This is a genomic window from Pseudarthrobacter oxydans, assembly GCF_013314975.1.
GTDB classification, from domain to species: domain Bacteria; phylum Actinomycetota; class Actinomycetes; order Actinomycetales; family Micrococcaceae; genus Arthrobacter; species Arthrobacter oxydans.
The window spans coordinates 1-18892 of the sequence record NZ_JABTYH010000051.1 but is presented as its reverse complement, the minus strand read 5'-3'; the positions used below and the strand labels follow the sequence as shown (position 1 = coordinate 18892).

Sequence of the window (18892 nt, the reverse complement as noted above, 5' to 3'; positions counted from 1 at the left end):
GCTGCCGTATGGCCCACGGCGGCAGTGCCGCTGCTGGTGCTTGCAGGCTTTGTTGAGGGTGCCGTCCTGGGGTGGTTCCAGGTGCGGGTTCTCAGGACCAGGCTCCCCGCCGTTTCCGCCCGGCGCTGGGTGTTGCTCACGGCTGCCGGGGCCGTTGTTGCCTGGACTGTGGGCCTCACCTTTTTCGGCAACGGGTCCTGGCAGGGATGGCCGGCAGCAGCCCAATTCATTACGGGAACCGGGGCCGCGGTGGTGCTCCTGGTGTCGATTGGCTGCGCCCAATGGTTCGAACTGCGCCGCCACGTCCCGCTGGCCTGGCGGTGGATCGCCGGAAGTGCCGCCGCCTGGGCCCTGGGACTGGGAGTCTTTATGGCAGTTGCAACCCCGCTCTGGCAGCCTGGCCAGGACCTGTGGCTCACAGCCGCCATCGGGATGGGGGCGGCCGTCCTGATGGCACTGGCCATGGCCGCAGTGACCGGCCTGGTGATGGTCCGGCTCCTGCCAACGCCATGAGGACGCTGCCCCGGTGCGGCAAAGATGCTGGAATGCTGGACCTGCCTAGAACGCGTGGCGCCGGAAGCGCTTGTCCACGGCGACAACGAGTGAAGCCAGCACGGCGATGCCCAGGATCCGCAGCCACGTGTCCACGCTGATGGGGGCCGTGTGGAAGAGTCCGTTCATCACCGGTGAGTAGGTGATGGCCAGCTGGCCGGCCGCCTGCACCAGGACGCCCAGGATCACCCAGCGGTTGCTGAAGAAGCCGATCCGCCAGACAGACCTCGTGAGGGAACGGCAGCTGAAGAGGTAGAACAGTTCCACCGCCACAAAGACGTTCACGGCGGCAGTCCGGGCTTCGGCAAGGGACGCACCACCGGCCAGTTCGAGTTCGAATATCCACCAGGTGCCTGCCACGAGCAGGGTGGAGACCAGCAGGATACGGAGCGTGAGGGTCCAGGTCAGGAGTGGCCTGCCGGGCGCCCGGGGTGGGCGGGACATGAGGCCCGGCTCCTTCGGTTCGAAGGCCAGCATCAGGCCCAGGCACACAGCGGTGGTCATGTTGATCCAGAGGATCTGGGTGGGCAGGACGGGCAGCGTTGCTCCGGCCAGGATCGCCACGAGGATCACCAGGCCTTCCCCCATGTTGGTGGGCAGCGTCCAGACGATGAACTTGGTCAGGTTGTCAAAGACGTTCCTGCCTTCCTCGACAGCTGCCTCAATGGTGGCGAAGTCATCGTCGGTGAGGACGATGTCCGAGGCCTCCTTCGCCACTTCCGTCCCCGACCGTCCCATGGCGATGCCTACGTTCGCCTGGCGGAGTGCCGGCGCATCGTTGACGCCGTCCCCGGTCATGGCGGCCACGTGCCCCCGGGACTGCAGGGCGCCGATGAGGCGGAGCTTCTGCTCGGGCGACACCCGCGCGAAGACGGTTGCGCGCTCCACCGCATCCGGCAGCTGGTCTGCGGGAATCGCGTCCAGCTCGGTTCCGGTCAGCGCTGTCCTGTCTGCCCGGTCCGCGGTGATGCCTACGGCCCCGGCGATGGTTGCGGCCGTTCCCACGTGGTCCCCGGTGATCATCTTGACGGCCACTCCGGCCTGGTGGCAGGCACGGACTGCCGCCGCGGCCGCCTCCCGCGGCGGATCGAACATCGCCTGGAGTCCTGTCAGCGTCATGTGCCCGTGCAGGTTTGCGTCGGAGAGGGCGGTGCCGGCAGGCAGGTGCATAACGGCAGTCGCCAGGACCCGCAAGCCTGTGCCGGCAAACCGGTGGGCAACCTCCAGGACAGCCTGCGTAGTGAGGTGCCCATCGACGCCGTGGCTGTCCATCTGCCTGGAGCACAGCTCCAGTACCCTTTCCACGGCGCCCTTCACCAACACGGTGTCCTGCCCGGTGGCGCTGCCGTCCGGGAGCCGGGGGGAGTGGAGTGTGGCCATATATTGGCGCTCCGACGTGAACGGCAATGCGCCGCGGCGCGGGGTGGCGGCGAGGAAGTGCGCAGCGTCCACGCCGCCCTTGCCGGCGGCCACCAGCATCGCGGCCTCCGTGGGATCCCCCTGGACCTGCCAGGCGTCCCCTTCCCTGATCACTTTCGCGTCATTGCAGGCGCCGCCCGCCAGCAGGGACCAGTGCAACGCAACGTCCGCCGTCGCCGTCGCCGCCGCCCCACCAGCCTCTTCCGCGGCGCCGCGGACACCTGCACCTGCGGGAAGGATGCGCCCCTCCGGGCCGTACCCGGAGCCAGTCACGTCGTAAGCGCCGGCCGGAGTCCAGATGGCCCGCACCGTCATCTGGTTTTCGGTGAACGTGCCGGTCTTGTCAGAACAGATCACGGTGGTGCTGCCCAGCGTCTCAACAACCGGCAGCCGGCGCACCACCGCCCGGCGCCTGGCCATCCGGCGAACGCCGATGGCGAGCGTTACCGTGACCGCCGCGGGAAGGCCTTCCGGGATTGCCCCCACCGCCAGCGCGACGGCGGCAGTAAACATTTGGGCGGGCTCCTGGCCGCGTGCCACGCCGGCAAGGAAGGCCACGGCGGCCAAGGCAAGGATGGCCACGGTCAGCGTCATGCTGAAGCGTGCCAGTTTTTGGGTCAGGGGGGTGGCCACCGGCTGGACCGCGCCCATCAGCCGGTGGATCTCACCGAGCTCCGTCTCGCCGCCGATGGCGACGACGACCCCGGCGCCCGTGCCGGCCGTCACCAGGGTGCCGCTGTAGACCATGTTCCGGCGGTCCGCCACCGGTGTGGTCAGGGGAAGGACCACCTCGTCCTTTGCCACTGCGTCGGATTCGCCTGTCAGCGCGGATTCGTCCGCACGCAGGCCGGACAGCCGGACCAGCCGCAGGTCGGCCGGGACCTTGTCGCCGGCGTCGAGCAGGACCAGGTCTCCGGGGACCAGGTCCTCCGAGGGAACCTCCTGCCTTTGCCCGTCCCTGACCACCGCCGCACGCGTGCGGACCAGGGAGTGGAGTGCATCCAGGGCAGCCTCTGCCCGGACTTCCTGAACAAAGCCAATCACGGTGTTCACCAGGACGACGGCCAGGATGACGCCCGAATCCAGGTACTCGCCAAGGAACAACGTGACGGCCGCCGCTGCCAGCAGCACGTACACCAGCGGATTGTTGAACTGCCGCGCGAGTTTCCGGAAGATCCCCCCGCCGCGTGAGCGCGGAAGGACGTTGGCGCCGAACTGGACCTGGCGGCGGGCCACCTCCGCGGATGCGAGGCCCTGCACGTGGTCCGTCCCGAGCAGCAGGACCACCTCATGCAGGGGGAGCCCGTGGTGTGCGGGGTCAGCCGTTCCGCCGGCTGCCGCAGCCGGACGCCTGCCGGTGGATCCCGCCTGCCTGGTCCTTTCCATGGCTGGCCCTTTCTCTCCTAGGGGGCCAGCAGCGCGTCAAGGGTGGCGAAGCCGTACCCTGCGGCGCTGATCCGGTCGATGATGTCCGGCAGCGCGTCGGCGTCAAGCGTGGAACCGTCGTCGGGATTCGAACCGATGTGCATGAGGACGATTTCGCCCGGCTGCAGGGCGGCCAGCGTGCGGTCCGCGACCGCCTGCGCGGTCACGCCGCCACTGGTGCCCTTCCACCCCAGGGTGTCCACGGTCCACCGGACCGCAGCGTAGCCGAGGCTGTTGACAACGGCAATGGTGCGGGCATCCCGTTCACCGAAAGGAAAGCGGAACAGCGGGCGCGGATCGCCTCCGGCCGCCAGGATGGTTTGCTCCGCTCCCCGGACCTGCCGGGCTATCTGCGTGCCGTCCATCCCGGTGAAACCCGGATGGGTCATGGAGTGGTTGGCCACCCGGTGCCCCGCGGAGACAATCTGGCCCACCCCGCCGGGGTTGGCCTCCACCCAGTTGCCGGTGAGGAAGAACGTGCCCGTGACCCCTTTGGCTGACAGGGTGGACAGGATTTTCGGCAGGCCCGCCGTGTTGGCACCGGCATCAAAAGTCAGCGCCACCACGCGGCCCGCGTTCGGGATGGCCGTGAGGTCCTGGCCCAGGAGCGCGGAAGGGAACGGCGCCGCCGGCGGCCCTGGATCCGGCGCAGGGCCGGGTCCGGCGTCCGGCGCGGACGGTGGGACCGGGACGGGCGGCACAGTGGCGGGTGGCTGGACAGGATCCTGCCCTGCCTCCGGCATTTCCGTCGATGGCTCCACGGGCTGGGATGGAGAGGGCTGGGCTGTTGAGGGAGAGGCGCCGGAAGCAGCCGGGCCGGGGCTGGTGGACGCGCCCGGGGCAGTGGAGGGCGCCGCCGGCTGCGGAGGACTTTCCGCCGGTTCCCTCAGAAGGACGGCAAGAACGATGGCGAGGACAATCAGGGCAAGCACGACGGCGGCTACCGCCATCCGCCGTCGTGCGTCACCTCGCAGCGGCTCCGTCAACGGTCTGCGCCTGCCGTAGTCCCGGCCACGTGGACCTCCTCCGGAATGTCCTAGGACTGTTCATCCGGGGTGTGGACCACCAGCACCGGGCAGTGGGCGTGGGCCACCAGGGCTGAGCTGACCGAGCCCAGCAGCAGCCCGCCGAAACCGCCGTGTCCGCGCCTTCCCACCACTACCATGTCCGCGTCGCGGCTGGCTTCGATCAGCGATTCGCGCGGATGACCGCGGACCAGGCTGGGAATAACGTTCGACGGCGTTTCGTCACCGAACGCTGTTTTGACCGCCTCGTCGAGGATCTCCCCGGCGCGCTCCTCGAAGCCTTCAATGCCCATCATCACGTGGCCCGCATAGACCTGCGGGTAATCCCAGTAGGCGTTGGCCAGGACCTTCGCGCCCAGCGGAGTTGCCAGGCGCTGGGCCTGCCGCAAGGCTTCGATGGACGGTTCCGAGCCGTCGACGCCCACAAGGATCCGGGCAAATGGTGCTCCAGCAGTACTCATCTCAGCTCCTCAGGTGACCCGTGCGGTCCATCGTAATGATGTCCCGGCGGGACGACGGGAGGTAGGGCCGAAAGTCACTGCGGGGGTTCCCGGCAGGTTAAGGGAGAGTCGCTGGTGGCTCCTGCAGAGGTGGTTCCTGGCGTGGCGGTTCCTGGTGACCTGGTCCCACCACCACCGCGGGCGGGACGTCGGCGGGCCCCTGGTCAAGCCGGAACGGCGGGTATTCATCGCGCATCAGGGCGGTGTAGGCCAGGACGCGGTAGATCCAGCGGTTGATGCCGAGGATGAAATCGAACAGCGGCCGCTGGTACCGTCCGGTGAACAGCAAGGCAACCACGGCGACCAGGACGAGCAGGCCCAGCAGGGACGGGCCTGTTGCGCGCTCGTAGGTGGTCCCCAGATCAGTGGTTTCCGCCTCCCATGTCCATGTGGCGCCGGACAGTGCTGCGATGATCAGCAGATGCGGGAGGGACAGGAGCCACCACTTCACCAGGACCAGTCCGCGCGAGAGCCGCTCCGGGTAGTCCACTTCGAAGTCCGCCGGATAGTCCGTGCGTGCCAGGGTGAAGGGCGGGTAGCGGTCTGTGCCCGCGGCGGCGTAGGCGTAAAACGCCACCCGCCAGTTCCACCGCAGAACTCCCACGTTGAAGTCGAACAGCGGCCGGGGGTAGCGGCCGGTAAACAGGATGGCGAAGCCTGCCACAATCGTGGTCACGAGGAACGCAAACCACAGGAAGACCAGCACGATGAAGTGCGGGATCGCCAAGAACCACTTGACCAGCCACATCGCCCGGGACAGCGCGGGGTCAAGGTCACCGAAGAGCCGGGCGGGATAAGGGGCGCGGTCTACCCGGTCTGCGGCGCCGGGGAGGGGCAGCGGCCGAACTCCCTGGACCGCGGCTCCCGGCACGCCCGGCGCTCCCTGGGTGCCGGGGGCTGATGCCCCGATCCCTCCTCCTGCATACCCGGGCGGCGGTTCCTGTCCGGGCATTGGGGCAGACCCGGCCGCGTTGCCAGGCGGTGGGCCATACCCGGCTGCGTAGCCCGGCTGTGTGCCATATCCCGGCCCGTAACCTGTTGGCGGTCCGTACCCGGGCGGCGGTGCGGCAGGTCCGCGGGGATACTGCCGCGCGTGCCGGCCGAGCCCTACGGCGCCCAGGACCAGCAGGGGGATTCCGATGGCCAGTGCAACGGCCCCTCCCACCAGCAGCCCCCTGGCCGCCGGCATGATCAGATCGGAGCGGAAGCCCGCCTGCACCTCGGCGTCCACCCCAAGGCTGCCATCGGCGTTCATGATGACTATTGCCCAGCTGCCGGCCGCCAGGTCCCAGGTCAGTTCCTGTTCACCAGGGCCTGAGGCGGACGTGCTCCAGAACGCCTGCTCAGCAGGCGGTGCGGGCGTGCCGGTGCCTGGAATGTCACGGTATTCGGCCCGGAAGGGCCGGCTGTCCACTTCAAGCAGTTCCGAATGGTGCACGCCCGAAAGGTACCGCTCAACGTCGTCCTGCGGGGCAACCCCAATGAAGATCTCCTTGCCCGGGTCCGCGGACGTGGCCCGCAGCCTCAGCGTCCCGACGTCGAAAGGCAGGCGGGGCGGGATACCCTCGCCCACCGCATCAAGCCGGGGCGAGGTCAGGGCGTGGGACCCGACGGCCAGGCGGGCGGTGCCTGACGTGAGGTATCCGTCTCCCTGTGCGGATCCCACTACCGATGCCACCGCGCCTCCGGCCAGAGTGGCGAGGCCAACCATCGAGATGAGGATCCCAAGGATGAGCATTATTACTGAAGCAGTCTTCTTCATGGTGCCAACCCGGAACATAGGAGGAGGGACAGAAAATGAGCAGGAGAAGCGGGGGCCGGTCCGGCCTAGTTCTTGTTCTTGCTGGCCTGGATCCTGGTAATGACGGTGGGGCACGGGAGGTGCCGCAGAACGCCATGGGCCGTGGAGCCCAGCAGGAGCCGCTGGATCGCGCCCCTGCCGCGGTTGCCCACCACAAGCATCCTGGCGTTCAGGGCGGCATCCACCAGGGCTTCAACTGGACCCCGCTCGGTTTCCAGCACCTGGCGTACCTGCAGGCCTGGATAGTCCACCTTGAGCCCGGCCACCGTCTCGGCCAAAACAAGGCGCTCCTCTTCGGCGATCAACTCGGCGAGGCTCGTGGATGTCAGGCCGGCATCCACCACCCGGTCCGGGGCGATGATGGCATACACCACGGTCAGTTCGTCACCTTCCCGGTCTGCCTCTGCTGCGGCGAAAGCCACGGCCTGGGTGGCTTCCTTTGAACCGTCAACACCCACCACCACGCCGGAGCGGCCCTCCAGGTCCTGCGTTCCCACCACGGCCACCGGAACCTTCGAAGAGGCTGCGACCTGAAGGGCCCGGTCGGCCAGCGAACCGCCCAGGTGGCCGGTGCCCGAGCCGATGACCAGCATGGACGCCTTGGCTGAGTACTTCGCAATTGAACGTCCTATGCTCCCGGTGAGGAGCCGGGTGGTAATGCTGATGGGGAACGCGTCCCGGACGCGTCCGGCCGCCGTCTGCAGGAGCCGGTCCCCGGCCTCTTCCATGACGCCGATCCATGGGTACGGCTCCGCCACCCACCTGTCGTCCACAACATGAAGGATCACCAGGGGCAAACCGGCCCGCTCCGCCCGGCGTGCAGCCCACAGCACCGCCGCCTGGCTCTGCGGTGAGTCGTTGGTGGCAGCCGCGATTGGTTTACGAGTTGTCATGGCCGGATCTCCTGGTTCGCGCGGGCGTGGTCACTTTCAAGACTGGCCCCGCGCCCACGGCAGACATAGGGCCAAAGGTCACGGCAAAATCCCGGCGTTGATTCGTTGTCAACAGCGCCACCATGTGGTCAGTATGCTTACTATCGTTACTCCAGCGGTTCACGAGAAAGGCATCACCATGACGGAACAGAACCTTCCCGACGAGGGTCTTGAAATTGTCCAGGATGACGACGTGCTCCTTGATGAGACGCCCGGCGCGGCTGCCTCCCTTGAACTTGACCCCGTGCATGGCGAGCCGGACAGCTACCCGGGCGCGGCCGAGAATAATCCGGACCGCTGGCAGGAGGATCCGCTGATCCAGGATGAGCCCGTTGCCGACGCCGAGTTTGGCGAGGCCGCTGCCAGCGATGCTGAGGAAACCTACGGCGGGTCGCCGCTCAGTGAATTCGAACCGGACGATCTGGAGCGTTGAGAAGCCGGAAAGCACGTAAGCCGGGCAGGTGAAGCCAGGGGACGAAAGACTCTGGCCCCCGACGGCCCCCTGCCGGGATAGTCGAGCAAGTGCCGGCAACAGGGCGGAGGAGCAGCGATGATGTACTGGGACGGGAACATGGGCGCCTGGGGTTTCGTCCTGATGGTGGTCAGCTTCATCCTGTTCTGGGGTGCGGTCATCGCTGCCATCGTCCTTTTTGCCCGCTCCATGTCCCCGGGTAACCGCGGGCGCGGAAGCGCCGGTCCCGGTCAAAGCGCGGCGGAGGACCTGCTTGCCGAACGCTTCGCCCGCGGCGACATAGACGAGACGGAATACACTTCGCGGCTGGCGGCGCTCCGCCGCGCCCGCGGAGCCTAGGCATCCGGCTGCCAGCTCTTCGCAGGTGGGATATGGACCTTCGGATTGTGTCCCGGGTGTTGTCCCTCCGCGCTGCCTGGCGGAGACGGGACCAGTGGGACGCCATGAAAATCGCCGCACATCAGGAACACGCACTGCAGGAACTGCGCCGCGCAGCCTATGCGGGTTCAGCATTCTACCGGCGCCATCATGCCGGCCTCCAAGAGGCGCCCTTCGGCCAGTTGCCTCCAGTGACCAAGGCAGACCTCATGCGCCACTTCGATGAGGCCGTGACTGCGCCGGGCCTGAAGCTTGCAGATGTGGAGCAGCACCTCAGGTCGCTGGCCGCGGAGGACGGAGACCCCGGCGTGCCATGGAGGGGGCGCTGGTGGACCGCAGCGACGGCTGGAACCGCGGGGCCGCGCGGCACCTTCATCTGGAACCGTTCCGAGTGGGCAACCGTGGTGGCTTCCTACGCCAGGGCGAACGACTGGGCAGGAATCAAGGCCGGGCCGGGCCGTCCACTGAAACTGGCGCTGGTTACGTCCCGCGTCCCCACGCACCAGTCCGCCGTCCTTGGAGCGTCACTGCGCTCCGGGCTGGTCCCGACGCTCCGCCTGGATGTGGCAGCCCCGATCGGTGAGACGGTGGCCGCGCTGAACGGGTTCCAGCCCAGGGTACTTGTTGGTTATCCCTCAGCCCTGGGCCCTCTGGCGGTGGAACAGTTGGCCGGCCGCCTGAGGATCTTGCCACAGGCAGTGATGTCAGCCGCCGAGGTGCTTACGCCCGTCGCCGCCGAAGAACTGGAGAAGGCCTGGGGGAGTGCGCCGGTGGATGTTTACGCTGCCACCGAAACGGCCGGCATCGCCTCCCCGTGTGTCTACCGCAACAGCCACCTCTACGAGGACCTGCTGATCGTCGAACCCGTAGACCAGGGCGGGAACCCGGCACCGCCGGGAGAAACGGGGGCCAAGGTGCTGGTCACAGTCCTGTTCTCACGGACCCTTCCCCTCATCCGGTACGAAATGTCGGACAACGTAAGGCTGGGCGGCCGGGGCTGTCCGTGTGGACGCTCCTTCACCCTGCTGGAGGACATCGAAGGTCGGATCGAGGATGTCCTGGAACTGCCCGGTACGGCGGGTCCGGTCAGGGTCCACCCCATCGTCTTCCACCACGTTCTCGACCAGGCAGCTGCCGGCGGATGGCAGGTGGTGCAGGAGCCGGCGGGGCTGCGCGTTCTGCTTCTGGGCCTTGCCGCAGGAAACACCGCCCAGGGGGTCCAGGCTGCGGTTGCCGGCGCGCTCCACGCCGCGGGGGTCATCGGGACACCCGTTGACGTGGGGATGGTGGACCACCTTGAACGGACACCGCTGGGCAAGGCGCCCTTTGTCCGCCGGCTTAGCCGCTAAGCCTGTCCGCCCAAGGTGGTTTCCCCTACTGGAAGTCGGCCTGCCAGAGGTCCGGACCGAACACTTCGTACTGGATGTCCTTCGGCGGAATGCCCTTGGAGATGAGGCTGCTCCGCACGGACTGGAGGAAGGGCAGCGGGCCGCACAGGTAGTACTCGGCGTCGAGCGGGAGTTCGACGTCGTTCACGTCCATGAATCCGGTAAAGCCGGAGGCGTCGGCGTCCTGGTTGAGGAACCAGGTGTGCATGGTGCCGTCGGACAGCAACTCAAGGTCCCGGGCGACCTGCCGGCGCAGGGGAAAAGATTCCGGGCTGTCGTCGGCATGCAGGAGCATGACCTGGCGCTGGCTGCCGGCCTTCACCAGATGCGAGAGCATGCCCGCCATCGGCGTCACCCCGATCCCGGCACTGGCCATGACCACCGGCCGGTCCGTGTACTCCAGTACTACATCCCCGAACGGGGCTGAGAGCACCACTTCGTCCCCGACTTTGACGTCGTCGTGCAGCAGATTGGACATTTCACCGTCGGGAGTTCCCTGCCCGTGCACCCGCTTGACGGCGAAGTGGCGGTGCCTGCCGTCGTCCGCGCGGGTAAGGCTGTACTGCCGCGGCTGGTGGACGCCGTCCTTCATGCGCATCTTGATGGTCACATACTGTCCCGGCAGGGAAGGCTTCACCTCCCTCTCGTCGACGCGCTCCACAACGAAAGTGACGACGTCGTCCGTCTCCTGGATGCGCTCAGCCACCCGCCAGGTGCGCCAGATGGTCTCCGGTGACAAGTGCACAGCGTTGTACAGCCCCCGCTCCTGGTTGATCAACATGTTGCCCATCAGCCAGTAGACCTCGTCCCACGCAGCAGCCACGTCCGGCGTTACGGCCTCGCCGAGCACATCAACGATGGCCCAGAACAGGTGCTCGTGGACAATCTGGTACTGGTCAGGGCTCAGGCCCAGCGAGACATGTTTGTGGGCAACCCTGGACAGCAGGTGGTCAGGCAACTGGTCCGGTTTCTCCACGAGGTAACGGGCGAACGCTGCGATGGATCCGGCCAGCGCCTGTTGCTGCCGGCCGTCAGCCTGGTTTCCCCGGTTGAACAGGCCGTCCAGCAACTCCGGCCGTGCCTCGAACATGTGCTGGTAGAACCGTTTGGCGATCTCCTGGATATTTTCGCCGACCACAGGCAGCGTTGCCCTGATCACGGGGAGGGAGGTGTCTGAAAGCATGATGGTTACCTTCCGGATAACGGGTTTCCTGGCGCGGGGGGTGGCCCAAGGCGTGCAAATTTAGCAGCCGCACCAGCTCGCCGGTAGGGACCACCGCCCCTGTTCCCGAGCCACCCGGGCCACGTTGCAGACTCAACCTCACGGTGGGGGATGTTTGGCCAATTTCCTCGACCTGCGGCCAAACTAGGCTAAAATCATAAGCAGGCTGATGAATATCGGTTGGCAGGATCACTACTGAAGGAGTTTCACATGAACTTGGGAAGCATGATCAAAAATGCCGCTGGACGATTCGCAGGCAGGACGGGGACCGGCGGGGCTGCCCGCGGGACCGGGCTGAACGCCACCGGACGGACGCCCGGCACCACGGGTGCCGCAGGTGCAAGGCCGGGCGGCGCAGCCGGCAGGATCATGGGAATGCTCCGGCGGCGCTAAGCCGCCGCCGCATCCAACAAAGCAGGTACCGGAACTTCCGGCACCTGCTTTTTGGCCCTTAAAACCATGCGCGAGCTCGTTGTCCTCGGCACCGCTTCCCAGGTCCCCACCCGGACCAGGAACCATAACGGCTACCTCCTGCGCTGGGACGGCGAGGGCCTGCTTTTTGATCCGGGCGAGGGCACGCAGCGCCAGATGATCCACGCCGGGGTTTCCGCAAACATGGTCACCCGCATCTGCCTCACGCACGTGCACGGTGACCATTGCTTCGGGCTGCCGGGCGTGCTCTCGCGCATGGCCCTCGATGCTGTGCCCCACCCGGTCCACCTCCACTATCCGTCCTCCGGCGCGGACGTGGTCCGCGCCCTGGTATCCGTCAGCACCCCGGGTATCGACCTCAGGCTGCACCCGCACGGTGAAGGCGGACCGGTAGCCGAAGGGCTTGACGTCCGTCCCCTCAGGCACCGCATCGAAACCTACGGCTACCGGCTGGCCGAACCGGACGGCCGGACCCTGCTGCCGGAACGCCTGCGCGCGGCACGGATTGCCGGGCCGGACGCAGGGCGCCTGCAGCGCCAGGGGACCCTGGGCGGGGTGCGGCTCGATGACGTCAGCGTCGCCCGCCCGGGCCAGCGTTTCGCCTTCGTCATGGACACTGCGCCCTGCCCGGGCGCAGAGGAACTTGCCGACGGCGCCGATCTCCTCGTCGCCGAATCGACCTTTGCCGACGACGACGCCGGGCTGGCCGGCCAGTACCGCCACCTCACGGCAGGGCAGGCGGGAGAGCTGGCGGCACATTCCGGCGCCCGGAGCCTGGTGCTCACGCATTTCTCCTCGCGGTATGGCGGCGACGCCGCACTGCTCTCGGCCCAAGCGCGCGCCCGTGCGGGTACTGCTGCGGTCATCGCGGCAGAGGACCTGCAGCGCATCGGCTTTCCCCAGCGGCGGCGCTGGTCCCAAGGCGCCGTGCTGCAGCACGGGCCGCTTACCGCATCGATGCCGAACCCCTCATCCAGCCAAGCCAGCCATGGAGGTCACTCATGAGTGCAGCTTCAGAAGAAGTGTCAGACGTTACTGCGCATGGCAAGGAGCCCACCCTCAAGAGAGTGCTTGGACCCAAGCTCCTCCTGCTGTTCATCGTGGGGGACATCCTCGGCGCCGGCGTCTATGCGGTGACCGGGACCATGGCCGGCACCGTGGGGGGAATCGTCTGGCTGCCGTTCCTGCTGGCCTTCGTGGTGGCCACGCTGACCGCCTTCTCGTACCTTGAACTGGTGACGCAGTATCCCCAGGCGGCGGGGGCTGCGCTGTACACGCATAAGGCGTTCGGCATACACTTCGTCACTTTCCTGGTGGCCTTTGCGGTGGTCTGCTCCGGAATCACCAGCGCGTCCACCTCGGCGAACGTCCTGGCGCAGAACTTTTTTGGCGGCCTTGAGATTAACGGCTGGATGGGCAAACCCGGCCAGGGCGTGATCACCGCGGTTGCCCTTGGATTCATGCTCCTCCTGGCCGCCATCAACCTGCGTGGGGTGGGGGAGAGCGTCAAGTTCAATGTGGTGCTCACGGTGGTGGAGATGGCCGCATTGTGCATTGTGATCGGCGTCGGGTTCTTTGTCATGGCCCAGGGGACCGGAAACCCGGGCGAGATCTTTGTCTTCAACGACTCCCAGGACAAGGGGCTCTTCCTGGCCGTCACCGCAGCCACCTCCATCGCGTTTTTTGCCATGGTGGGCTTCGAGGACTCGGTCAACATGGTGGAAGAGACCCGGAATCCCGAGAAGATCTTTCCCCGCACCATGCTCACCGGCCTGGGCATCGCAGTACTGCTGTACATGCTGGTGGCGGTGTCCGTGGTGAGCGTCCTCTCGCCCACCGAACTCGAGGGCATCCGGGAAGCTGAGGGCGCTGCCCTGCTTGAAGTGGTCCACAAGGGCTCACCGGACTTCCCCATCGACAGGGTCTTCCCCTTCCTGGCAGTCTTCGCGGTCGCCAACACGGCCCTCATCAACATGCTGATGGCCAGCCGGCTGATTTACGGCATGGCCCGCCAGCACGTCCTGCCCGGTGCCTTGGGGAAAGTCCTTCCGGTCCGGCGCACCCCGTGGGCCGGAATTGCCTTCTCCACTGTCCTGGCACTGGGCCTCATCCTGTACGTCACCAGTGATCCCGAAAGCAACATTGTGGCCAACCTGTCCGGCACCACAGCCTTCCTGCTGCTGTGCGTGTTCACTGCGGTCAACGTGGCCTGCCTGGTGCTGCGCCGCAAGCGGGATCCCCACCGCAAGGTCTTCTTCACTTCACCCGGCCCGCTCCCGCTGGTGGCCGCCATGCTCTGCGCTTTCCTGGCCGGGCCGTGGGTGGGCAGGAACATCATCCAGTACCAGATCGCCGGCGGACTGATGGCCATTGGGGTCATCCTGTGGCTTATCACCTGGCTGATCAACCGCAGGACAAACGACGGCGATAGGGTTGATTCATGACTGCAGCAGCAGAATCAACTGTCACCTTCGAGGGACTATTCGCCAGTTCACTCCCGGAACTCGCTGTTCCCTGGCAGGCTGAGGAAGCGCCCGAACCCGGGCTCCTGGTCCTCAACGATGCCCTCGCCGGCGAGCTGGGACTTGCCCCCGAATACCTCAAGACCCCCGAAGGCGTGCGGCTGCTCCTGGGGAACCACGTCCCGGCCGGCGCCACCCCGGTTGCCCAGGCATACGCCGGGCACCAGTTCGGCGGCTACTCGCCGCTGCTCGGCGACGGCCGGGCGCTCCTGCTCGGCGAACTGGTGGACGTTGCCGGGCGCCGCCGGGACATACATCTCAAAGGCTCCGGCCGTACGCCCTTCGCCCGGGCAGGCGACGGCCGCGCCGTCGTCGGCCCCATGCTGCGGGAATACCTCGTCAGCGAGGCAATGCACGCCTTGAACATTCCCACCACCCGGGCCCTGGCCGTTGTGGCCACAGGACGCCCGGTGCGCCGGGACACGATGCTGCCCGGCGCCGTCCTGGCCCGGGTGGCCAGCAGCCATCTCCGGGTGGGCAGCTTCCAATATGCCCGGGCCACGGACAACATGGAGCTCCTGCGCCGGCTGGCGGACCATGCCATCAGCCGGCACTACCCGGCCGCAGCCCGGGCGGAACATCCCTACCTGGAACTGTTCGCCTCCGTGGTGGCCGCCCAGGCCGGGCTGGTGGCCCGGTGGATGCTGGTGGGGTTCGTGCACGGCGTCATGAACACGGACAACATGACCATTTCCGGCGAAACCATCGACTACGGCCCCTGCGCCTTCATGGACGCTTTCAACCCCGGTGCCGTGTACAGCTCCATCGACGTCGGCGGCCGCTACGCCTACGCCAACCAGCCGGTGGTGGCTGAGTGGAACCTTGCGCGGCTGGCGGAGGCCATGCTGCCGCTCTTCCATGAGGACCAGGAACAGGCAGTCGCCCCCGCCGTGGAGGCGCTGGGGAAGTTCCGCAGCCACTACAGCGACGCCTGGTTCAACGGCATGAAGGCAAAGCTTGGTATCAAAGGCGGACCGGCCGGAAGCAAGGAGGGAGACGAGGCATCGGAACTGGTGGACGGGGTAATCGCCCTGCTGAAGGACGGCCCTGTCGATTACACACAGTTCTTCCGGAGCCTGGGCCAGGCTGCCCGGGGCGATGACAGGCCGGCGCGCGGCATGGTCCTGGATCTCGCCGCGTTTGATGCCTGGGCTGGGCGCTGGGCAGCCCTGAAGCCCGACGCCGGGCTGATGGACAGCGTCAATCCGGTGTACATTCCCCGGAACCACCTGGTGGAGGAAGCGCTGGCGGCTGCAACGGAGGGGGACATGGCCCCGTTCAACCGTTTCCTGAATGTGGTGAGGTCCCCGTTCCAGGAACGCCGGGGGCTGGAACGCTACACCGAGGGCCCGCCGGAAGGCTTCGGCGCCTACCGGACCTTCTGCGGCACCTGACCCGGGAAGGCGCCGGCCTCCGGACGGATCCGGAATAAAAAGCGTGGACGCACACAAGGGCGGCAGCCGGGAGAACCCGGCTGCCGCCCTTGTGTGCAGTGGCCTGGCCCTTACGGGCCGGCTGCTGTTGCCGTGGTGACTATGCCACCCGGACGAAGGAAGCGCCGCTGAGCCAGCTGATGGAGTGCACAGCAGTCTGGTTGCCGTTTACGCCGCCGCTGACAACCTGGCCGTCGCCGGCGTACACGCCTACGTGGCCGGCGGTGATCACCAGGTCACCGGGGGCGGGGGTGCCCACGGTGGTGCCGTACTGGTAGAACTGGCCGGGGGCCAGGTCACCAACGGACTTGCCGACGGTGCGCAGGGCCTTCTCCACCATGGCGGTGCAGTCCTGGATCTGGCCAACCTGGCCGTAGGCGTTGGCCAGGATGGCTGCACCGGCGCCGCTGCCCGTGGCTGCAACCGGTGCTGACGCGTAGGACATGTTCATTCCGGTGTTCGCCGGGGCGGCGGCAGCGGTCTGGACAGGAGCCGGTGCCGGTGCTGCAGCCGGTGCTACGTAGGCTGCGGCCGGAGCAGAGCCCGCCGCGGGAATCTGGATCTGGTCACCGGGGTAGATGATCGTGGAGACTGAAAGCCCGTTGGCTGACAGGACGTCATTCAGGCTGACACCGTGCATCGACGCGATGGCACCAAGGGTGTCGCCCGATACAACCGTGTGGACGTTGCCGGCCGCTGCGGCGGGGGCTGCAACTGCCGCAGCGGGGGCGGCGGACGCCTGGACGCTAGCGGTCTCGGTGGTGTCCGGACCGTTCACACCGGCGTGGGCCGGGGCGCCGACGCCGAAGGCAATGCCGGAGGCTGCTGCTACGGCGAGAGCCGGACGGCCCAGGGACTTGGCCGAAACAGCCAGTCCCTCGATCACGATGGAGCGGGCCGGGGTTGCGCGGTGACGGGCAGTGGTGGAATTTTTTGACACAGTTGATCGCCTCTCCCATGCCTGCGGGGTGAGCTGTCGGGTTCGGGTTGGAGATACCCGGCCGGTAACAACTCCGAATGGAACGGAGGCACTATCGACTTAACCCCAAGGCCTTCTGAAGGCCGCGGAAACTTGGTTCCCCCGTCCCTGCCAGCTGGAAAGCGTTGGTTCCCGGGTCAGTGGCAGGGCTCGGCATTCTGACGGGGAATGTCCCGTCTGGGAGGGACACCAGAAGACCATAACCCGACTTACTACCCATTGTCACATTTGGATAACATGCGAGGCGGTTCTCTCGGTTGCGCCATCGACTGGATTTCGCGTGCCATGGGGCTGTAGGTGCGGATACAAGGCGCGCCGATTTTGCAGAGAGTGTTTTTTATCACAAAGCGATAAAGGTGGGAGCAAAGACCGCCGGGAAACCTTGTCCGGAGCTGGCTGGGGGAGGAGTATGTTCGGCACCCCCGAGGAGGCAGACCGTGACGCAGCTTGGCAAGTTTGAGAGATACCTGATCGAGGAATTCTTCGATGACTACCGGTCCGGCGTGCTGAGCCAGCGGACCTTTACCCGGCGTGTCGCCTTCATCACCGGCAGCATGGCGGCAGCGTCGGCGGCAATGCTGCTGGTGGGCTGTACCCCCACTGAGGTGCCACGGAGCACAGACCCCATGCCCACCCCGGAACCATCCCCGACGTCCGCTGCGGGGACCGCGGGGTCGGGTGCGGTGCCAGGGGCCAAAAGCCCGCTCTCCGTCCCGGAGGGGGCGCCAGGATTGACGACGACGTCCGTTCAGTTTCCGTCCGGCGGCGCCTCCGTCAGTGCCTACCTGGCCAGGCCCGGGCAGGAAGGGCGTGCTCCTGCCGTGCTGATCTGCCATGAGAACCGCGGGCTGACGCCCCATATCGAAGACGTGGCCCGCCGGTTCGCGAAGGAGGGTTACGCGGCCCTCGCGCTCGACCTGCTCAGCCGCGAAGGCGGGACGGCCGGCATGGACCGGGACGGTGTACCCGGCGCCCTCACCCAGGCCGGCGCCCAGCGGCACGTGGCCGACTTCGCGGCAGCACTGGAGTACCTCCAGGCCCAGGACTTCGTGGATGGCGGCCGCGTCGCGATGACCGGCTACTGCTTCGGCGGCGGCATCACCTGGCAGGCGGCCACCGAGCTGGACGGCCTGAAGGCAACCGCGGCGTTTTACGGACCTGCCCCTGACCTTGCCAAAGTGCCGGACATCAAGGCGGCCGTATTCGGGGTCTACGCTGAACTCGATCAACGCATCACCGGGCCCATGCCTGCGCTCAAGGATGCGCTGGCAGCCTCCGGTGTTGTCCACCAGCTCACGGTCTACCCCGGCGTGGACCACGCCTTCCATAACGACACAGGCGACCGCTACAACGAGGCCCAGGCAACGGCAGCGTGGAACGACACCCTTGCCTGGTTCGGCCGGCATCTGTAAAGGGCCGGCACTTCTGCCCTTTCCGTCAACGTAGCTGCCTCCGGTCCATAACGATGTAGAAACGTCGGCCTTCAACCTGAGGGTGAAGGCGGTAGGCTTCCCGACTATGTGCCGGTTCGTTACCAAACCCAGGGCGCGGCTCGCCGCGGCGCTTCTGTCGTGTGCGCTGGTGGGAACCCTATGGCTTACCCCGGCGGTTGCTGTGGAGGCCCCGCCCGGCGGTGAGTACCCTTCCTGGGAGGAGGTGCAGGACGCGAAAGAGAGCGAAGCCGGGAAAGCCGCGGAAATTGCAAGGATTGGTGTTTTGCTGTCCGCCCTCCAGGACCAGTCCGAGACCGCCGGCTCCGTGGCGGTGCAGGCAGCGGCGGAGTATGCGGTGACGGATGCGGCCTTGCAGGCTGCCTCTGCAAGGGTGGAAGCCCTGGCAGTCCAGGCCGCGCAGGCCGACTCCGAGCTGGTCCGGCACAGGAAAGAGCTCGGTGCGCTGGCGGCCCAGTCATACAAAACCGGTGGTACCAACATGGGATTCTTTGTTGCCCTCGACGCCGTCCAGGGCAACACCGTGCATGGGCTCAACGTGGTGCAGATCGTGGGGGACAAGACCGCCGCGCTCGTGCACAAGGCGCAGGCCGCAGGAAAAATTGCTGCTGCGCTGGCGGCCCAGGAACAGGCTGCGAAGGATGAGCGCGGGCGGCTGTCTTTTGAAGCCGAAGCCAGGCTCACGGAGGCCCGGTCAGCCCAGGATGCCGTGGCCCGCCAGGCGGCGGAGGAGAAGCAGCGCAGCGAGCAGTTAACGGCGCAGCTGGCGTCGCTCAAAGGCACGACGGCGGAGGTGGAGAACGCCTACCGGCAGGGCCAGGCGGCGCTGGCTGCCTACGAGGCATCCCAGGCAGCCAAACGCGCCGCAGCTGAAGAGCAGTCCCGCCGTCAGGCCGACGCAGCTGCCCCGGCGGCGCCGCTGCCGGCCGCCCGGCCCGTGGCTCCGGAAGCGCCCCGGCCT

16 protein-coding genes, 1 pseudogene and 1 riboswitch are annotated in these 18892 nt (G+C 67.1%); of the genes and pseudogenes, 10 read left to right on the top strand and 7 right to left on the bottom strand.

Annotated features, from left to right (window positions below):
• Positions 1 to 513: hypothetical protein (locus tag HTS88_RS21125; protein ID WP_174182038.1), on the top strand; the 513-nt coding region annotated here is incomplete at its 5' end.
• A gap of 45 nt (positions 514 to 558) precedes the next feature.
• On the opposite strand, the gene HTS88_RS21120 is transcribed toward HTS88_RS21125, so the two are convergent.
• The 5 genes from HTS88_RS21120 to HTS88_RS21100 form a co-directional block, all read right to left on the bottom strand.
• Positions 559 to 3357, bottom strand: coding sequence for an HAD-IC family P-type ATPase (locus HTS88_RS21120; protein ID WP_174182036.1), 2799 nt, complete (start codon positions 3355 to 3357; stop codon positions 559 to 561).
• Positions 3358 to 3374: 17 nt separating this feature from the next.
• Positions 3375 to 4382 (bottom strand): polysaccharide deacetylase family protein, encoded by a 1008-nt coding sequence (locus HTS88_RS21115; protein ID WP_246256535.1) that lies wholly within the window; start codon positions 4380 to 4382, stop codon positions 3375 to 3377.
• 50 nt (positions 4383 to 4432) lie between these two features.
• Positions 4433 to 4882: a universal stress protein gene (locus HTS88_RS21110; protein WP_174182034.1), complete on the bottom strand. Its 450-nt coding sequence runs from the start codon at positions 4880 to 4882 to the stop codon at positions 4433 to 4435.
• A 97-nt stretch (positions 4883 to 4979) separates the two neighbouring features.
• Positions 4980 to 6683, bottom strand: coding sequence for a DUF4389 domain-containing protein (locus HTS88_RS21105; RefSeq protein WP_174182033.1), 1704 nt, complete (start codon positions 6681 to 6683; stop codon positions 4980 to 4982).
• Between the two features lie 65 nt (positions 6684 to 6748).
• Positions 6749 to 7615, bottom strand: coding sequence for a universal stress protein (locus tag HTS88_RS21100; protein ID WP_174182031.1), 867 nt, complete (start codon positions 7613 to 7615; stop codon positions 6749 to 6751).
• Positions 7616 to 7793: 178 nt separating this feature from the next.
• On the opposite strand from HTS88_RS21100, the gene HTS88_RS21095 reads away from it, so the two are divergent.
• The 3 genes from HTS88_RS21095 to HTS88_RS21085 all read left to right on the top strand — a co-directional run bounded on the left by HTS88_RS21095 (position 7794) and on the right by HTS88_RS21085 (position 9853).
• Positions 7794 to 8087 carry a hypothetical protein gene (locus tag HTS88_RS21095; RefSeq protein ID WP_174182029.1) on the top strand — a complete coding sequence of 98 codons (294 nt, stop codon included), beginning with the start codon at positions 7794 to 7796 and terminating at the stop codon, positions 8085 to 8087.
• A gap of 117 nt (positions 8088 to 8204) precedes the next feature.
• On the top strand, positions 8205 to 8465 hold the full coding sequence (locus tag HTS88_RS21090; protein ID WP_174182027.1) for an SHOCT domain-containing protein: 261 nt from the start codon (positions 8205 to 8207) through the stop codon (positions 8463 to 8465).
• A gap of 32 nt (positions 8466 to 8497) precedes the next feature.
• Positions 8498 to 9853, top strand: coding sequence for a phenylacetate--CoA ligase family protein (locus tag HTS88_RS21085; protein ID WP_174182025.1), 1356 nt, complete (start codon positions 8498 to 8500; stop codon positions 9851 to 9853).
• Between the two features lie 25 nt (positions 9854 to 9878).
• Here the strand turns inward: HTS88_RS21085 and HTS88_RS21080 are convergent, their stop codons facing one another.
• Positions 9879 to 11075: a globin domain-containing protein gene (locus HTS88_RS21080; RefSeq protein ID WP_174182023.1), complete on the bottom strand. Its 1197-nt coding sequence runs from the start codon at positions 11073 to 11075 to the stop codon at positions 9879 to 9881.
• Positions 11076 to 11324: 249 nt separating this feature from the next.
• Between HTS88_RS21080 and HTS88_RS21075 the strand changes: the two genes are divergently transcribed.
• The 4 genes from HTS88_RS21075 to HTS88_RS21060 all read left to right on the top strand — a co-directional run bounded on the left by HTS88_RS21075 (position 11325) and on the right by HTS88_RS21060 (position 15462).
• Positions 11325 to 11507, top strand: a complete 183-nt coding sequence (locus HTS88_RS21075; protein ID WP_174182019.1) for a hypothetical protein — start codon at positions 11325 to 11327, stop codon at positions 11505 to 11507.
• Positions 11508 to 11573: 66 nt separating this feature from the next.
• Positions 11574 to 12551, top strand: coding sequence for a ribonuclease Z (locus tag HTS88_RS21070; RefSeq protein ID WP_174182018.1), 978 nt, complete (start codon positions 11574 to 11576; stop codon positions 12549 to 12551).
• Positions 12548 to 13990 (top strand): APC family permease, encoded by a 1443-nt coding sequence (locus tag HTS88_RS21065; RefSeq protein ID WP_174182017.1) that lies wholly within the window; start codon positions 12548 to 12550, stop codon positions 13988 to 13990. Before HTS88_RS21070 ends, HTS88_RS21065 begins: the two co-directional genes overlap by 4 nt.
• The gene (locus tag HTS88_RS21060; RefSeq protein WP_174182015.1) at positions 13987 to 15462 is read left to right on the top strand and encodes a protein adenylyltransferase SelO; all 1476 of its coding nucleotides are present in this window, start codon (positions 13987 to 13989) and stop codon (positions 15460 to 15462) included. Before HTS88_RS21065 ends, HTS88_RS21060 begins: the two co-directional genes overlap by 4 nt.
• Positions 15463 to 15601: 139 nt before the next feature.
• Here HTS88_RS21060 and HTS88_RS21055 read toward each other — a convergent pair whose 3' ends face one another.
• Positions 15602 to 16441 (bottom strand): LysM peptidoglycan-binding domain-containing protein, encoded by an 840-nt coding sequence (locus tag HTS88_RS21055; protein ID WP_174182012.1) that lies wholly within the window; start codon positions 16439 to 16441, stop codon positions 15602 to 15604.
• A 3-nt stretch (positions 16442 to 16444) separates the two neighbouring features.
• A riboswitch (cyclic di-AMP (ydaO/yuaA leader) is annotated at positions 16445 to 16615 on the bottom strand.
• Positions 16616 to 16917: 302 nt separating this feature from the next.
• On the opposite strand from HTS88_RS21055, the gene HTS88_RS21050 reads away from it, so the two are divergent.
• The gene (locus tag HTS88_RS21050; protein ID WP_174182009.1) at positions 16918 to 17892 is read left to right on the top strand and encodes a dienelactone hydrolase family protein; all 975 of its coding nucleotides are present in this window, start codon (positions 16918 to 16920) and stop codon (positions 17890 to 17892) included.
• A gap of 169 nt (positions 17893 to 18061) precedes the next feature.
• Positions 18062 to 18892 (top strand): annotated as a pseudogene (locus tag HTS88_RS21045) (lytic transglycosylase domain-containing protein); the annotation flags it as partial.

Bases quoted from the DNA above. Each gene is read 5' to 3' on its own strand.
- HTS88_RS21120 (WP_174182036.1), bottom strand. From the start codon at position 3,357: ATGGAAAGGACCAGGCAGGCGGGATCCACCGGCAGGCGTCCGGCTGCG.
- HTS88_RS21110 (WP_174182034.1), bottom strand. From the start codon at position 4,882: ATGAGTACTGCTGGAGCACCATTTGCCCGGATCCTTGTGGGCGTCGAC.
- HTS88_RS21105 (WP_174182033.1), bottom strand. From the start codon at position 6,683: ATGAAGAAGACTGCTTCAGTAATAATGCTCATCCTTGGGATCCTCATC.
- HTS88_RS21100 (WP_174182031.1), bottom strand. From the start codon at position 7,615: ATGACAACTCGTAAACCAATCGCGGCTGCCACCAACGACTCACCGCAG.
- HTS88_RS21095 (WP_174182029.1), top strand. From the start codon at position 7,794: ATGACGGAACAGAACCTTCCCGACGAGGGTCTTGAAATTGTCCAGGAT.
- HTS88_RS21090 (WP_174182027.1), top strand. From the start codon at position 8,205: ATGATGTACTGGGACGGGAACATGGGCGCCTGGGGTTTCGTCCTGATG.
- HTS88_RS21085 (WP_174182025.1), top strand. From the start codon at position 8,498: ATGGACCTTCGGATTGTGTCCCGGGTGTTGTCCCTCCGCGCTGCCTGG.
- HTS88_RS21080 (WP_174182023.1), bottom strand. From the start codon at position 11,075: ATGCTTTCAGACACCTCCCTCCCCGTGATCAGGGCAACGCTGCCTGTG.
- HTS88_RS21075 (WP_174182019.1), top strand. From the start codon at position 11,325: ATGAACTTGGGAAGCATGATCAAAAATGCCGCTGGACGATTCGCAGGC.
- HTS88_RS21070 (WP_174182018.1), top strand. From the start codon at position 11,574: ATGCGCGAGCTCGTTGTCCTCGGCACCGCTTCCCAGGTCCCCACCCGG.
- HTS88_RS21065 (WP_174182017.1), top strand. From the start codon at position 12,548: ATGAGTGCAGCTTCAGAAGAAGTGTCAGACGTTACTGCGCATGGCAAG.
- HTS88_RS21060 (WP_174182015.1), top strand. From the start codon at position 13,987: ATGACTGCAGCAGCAGAATCAACTGTCACCTTCGAGGGACTATTCGCC.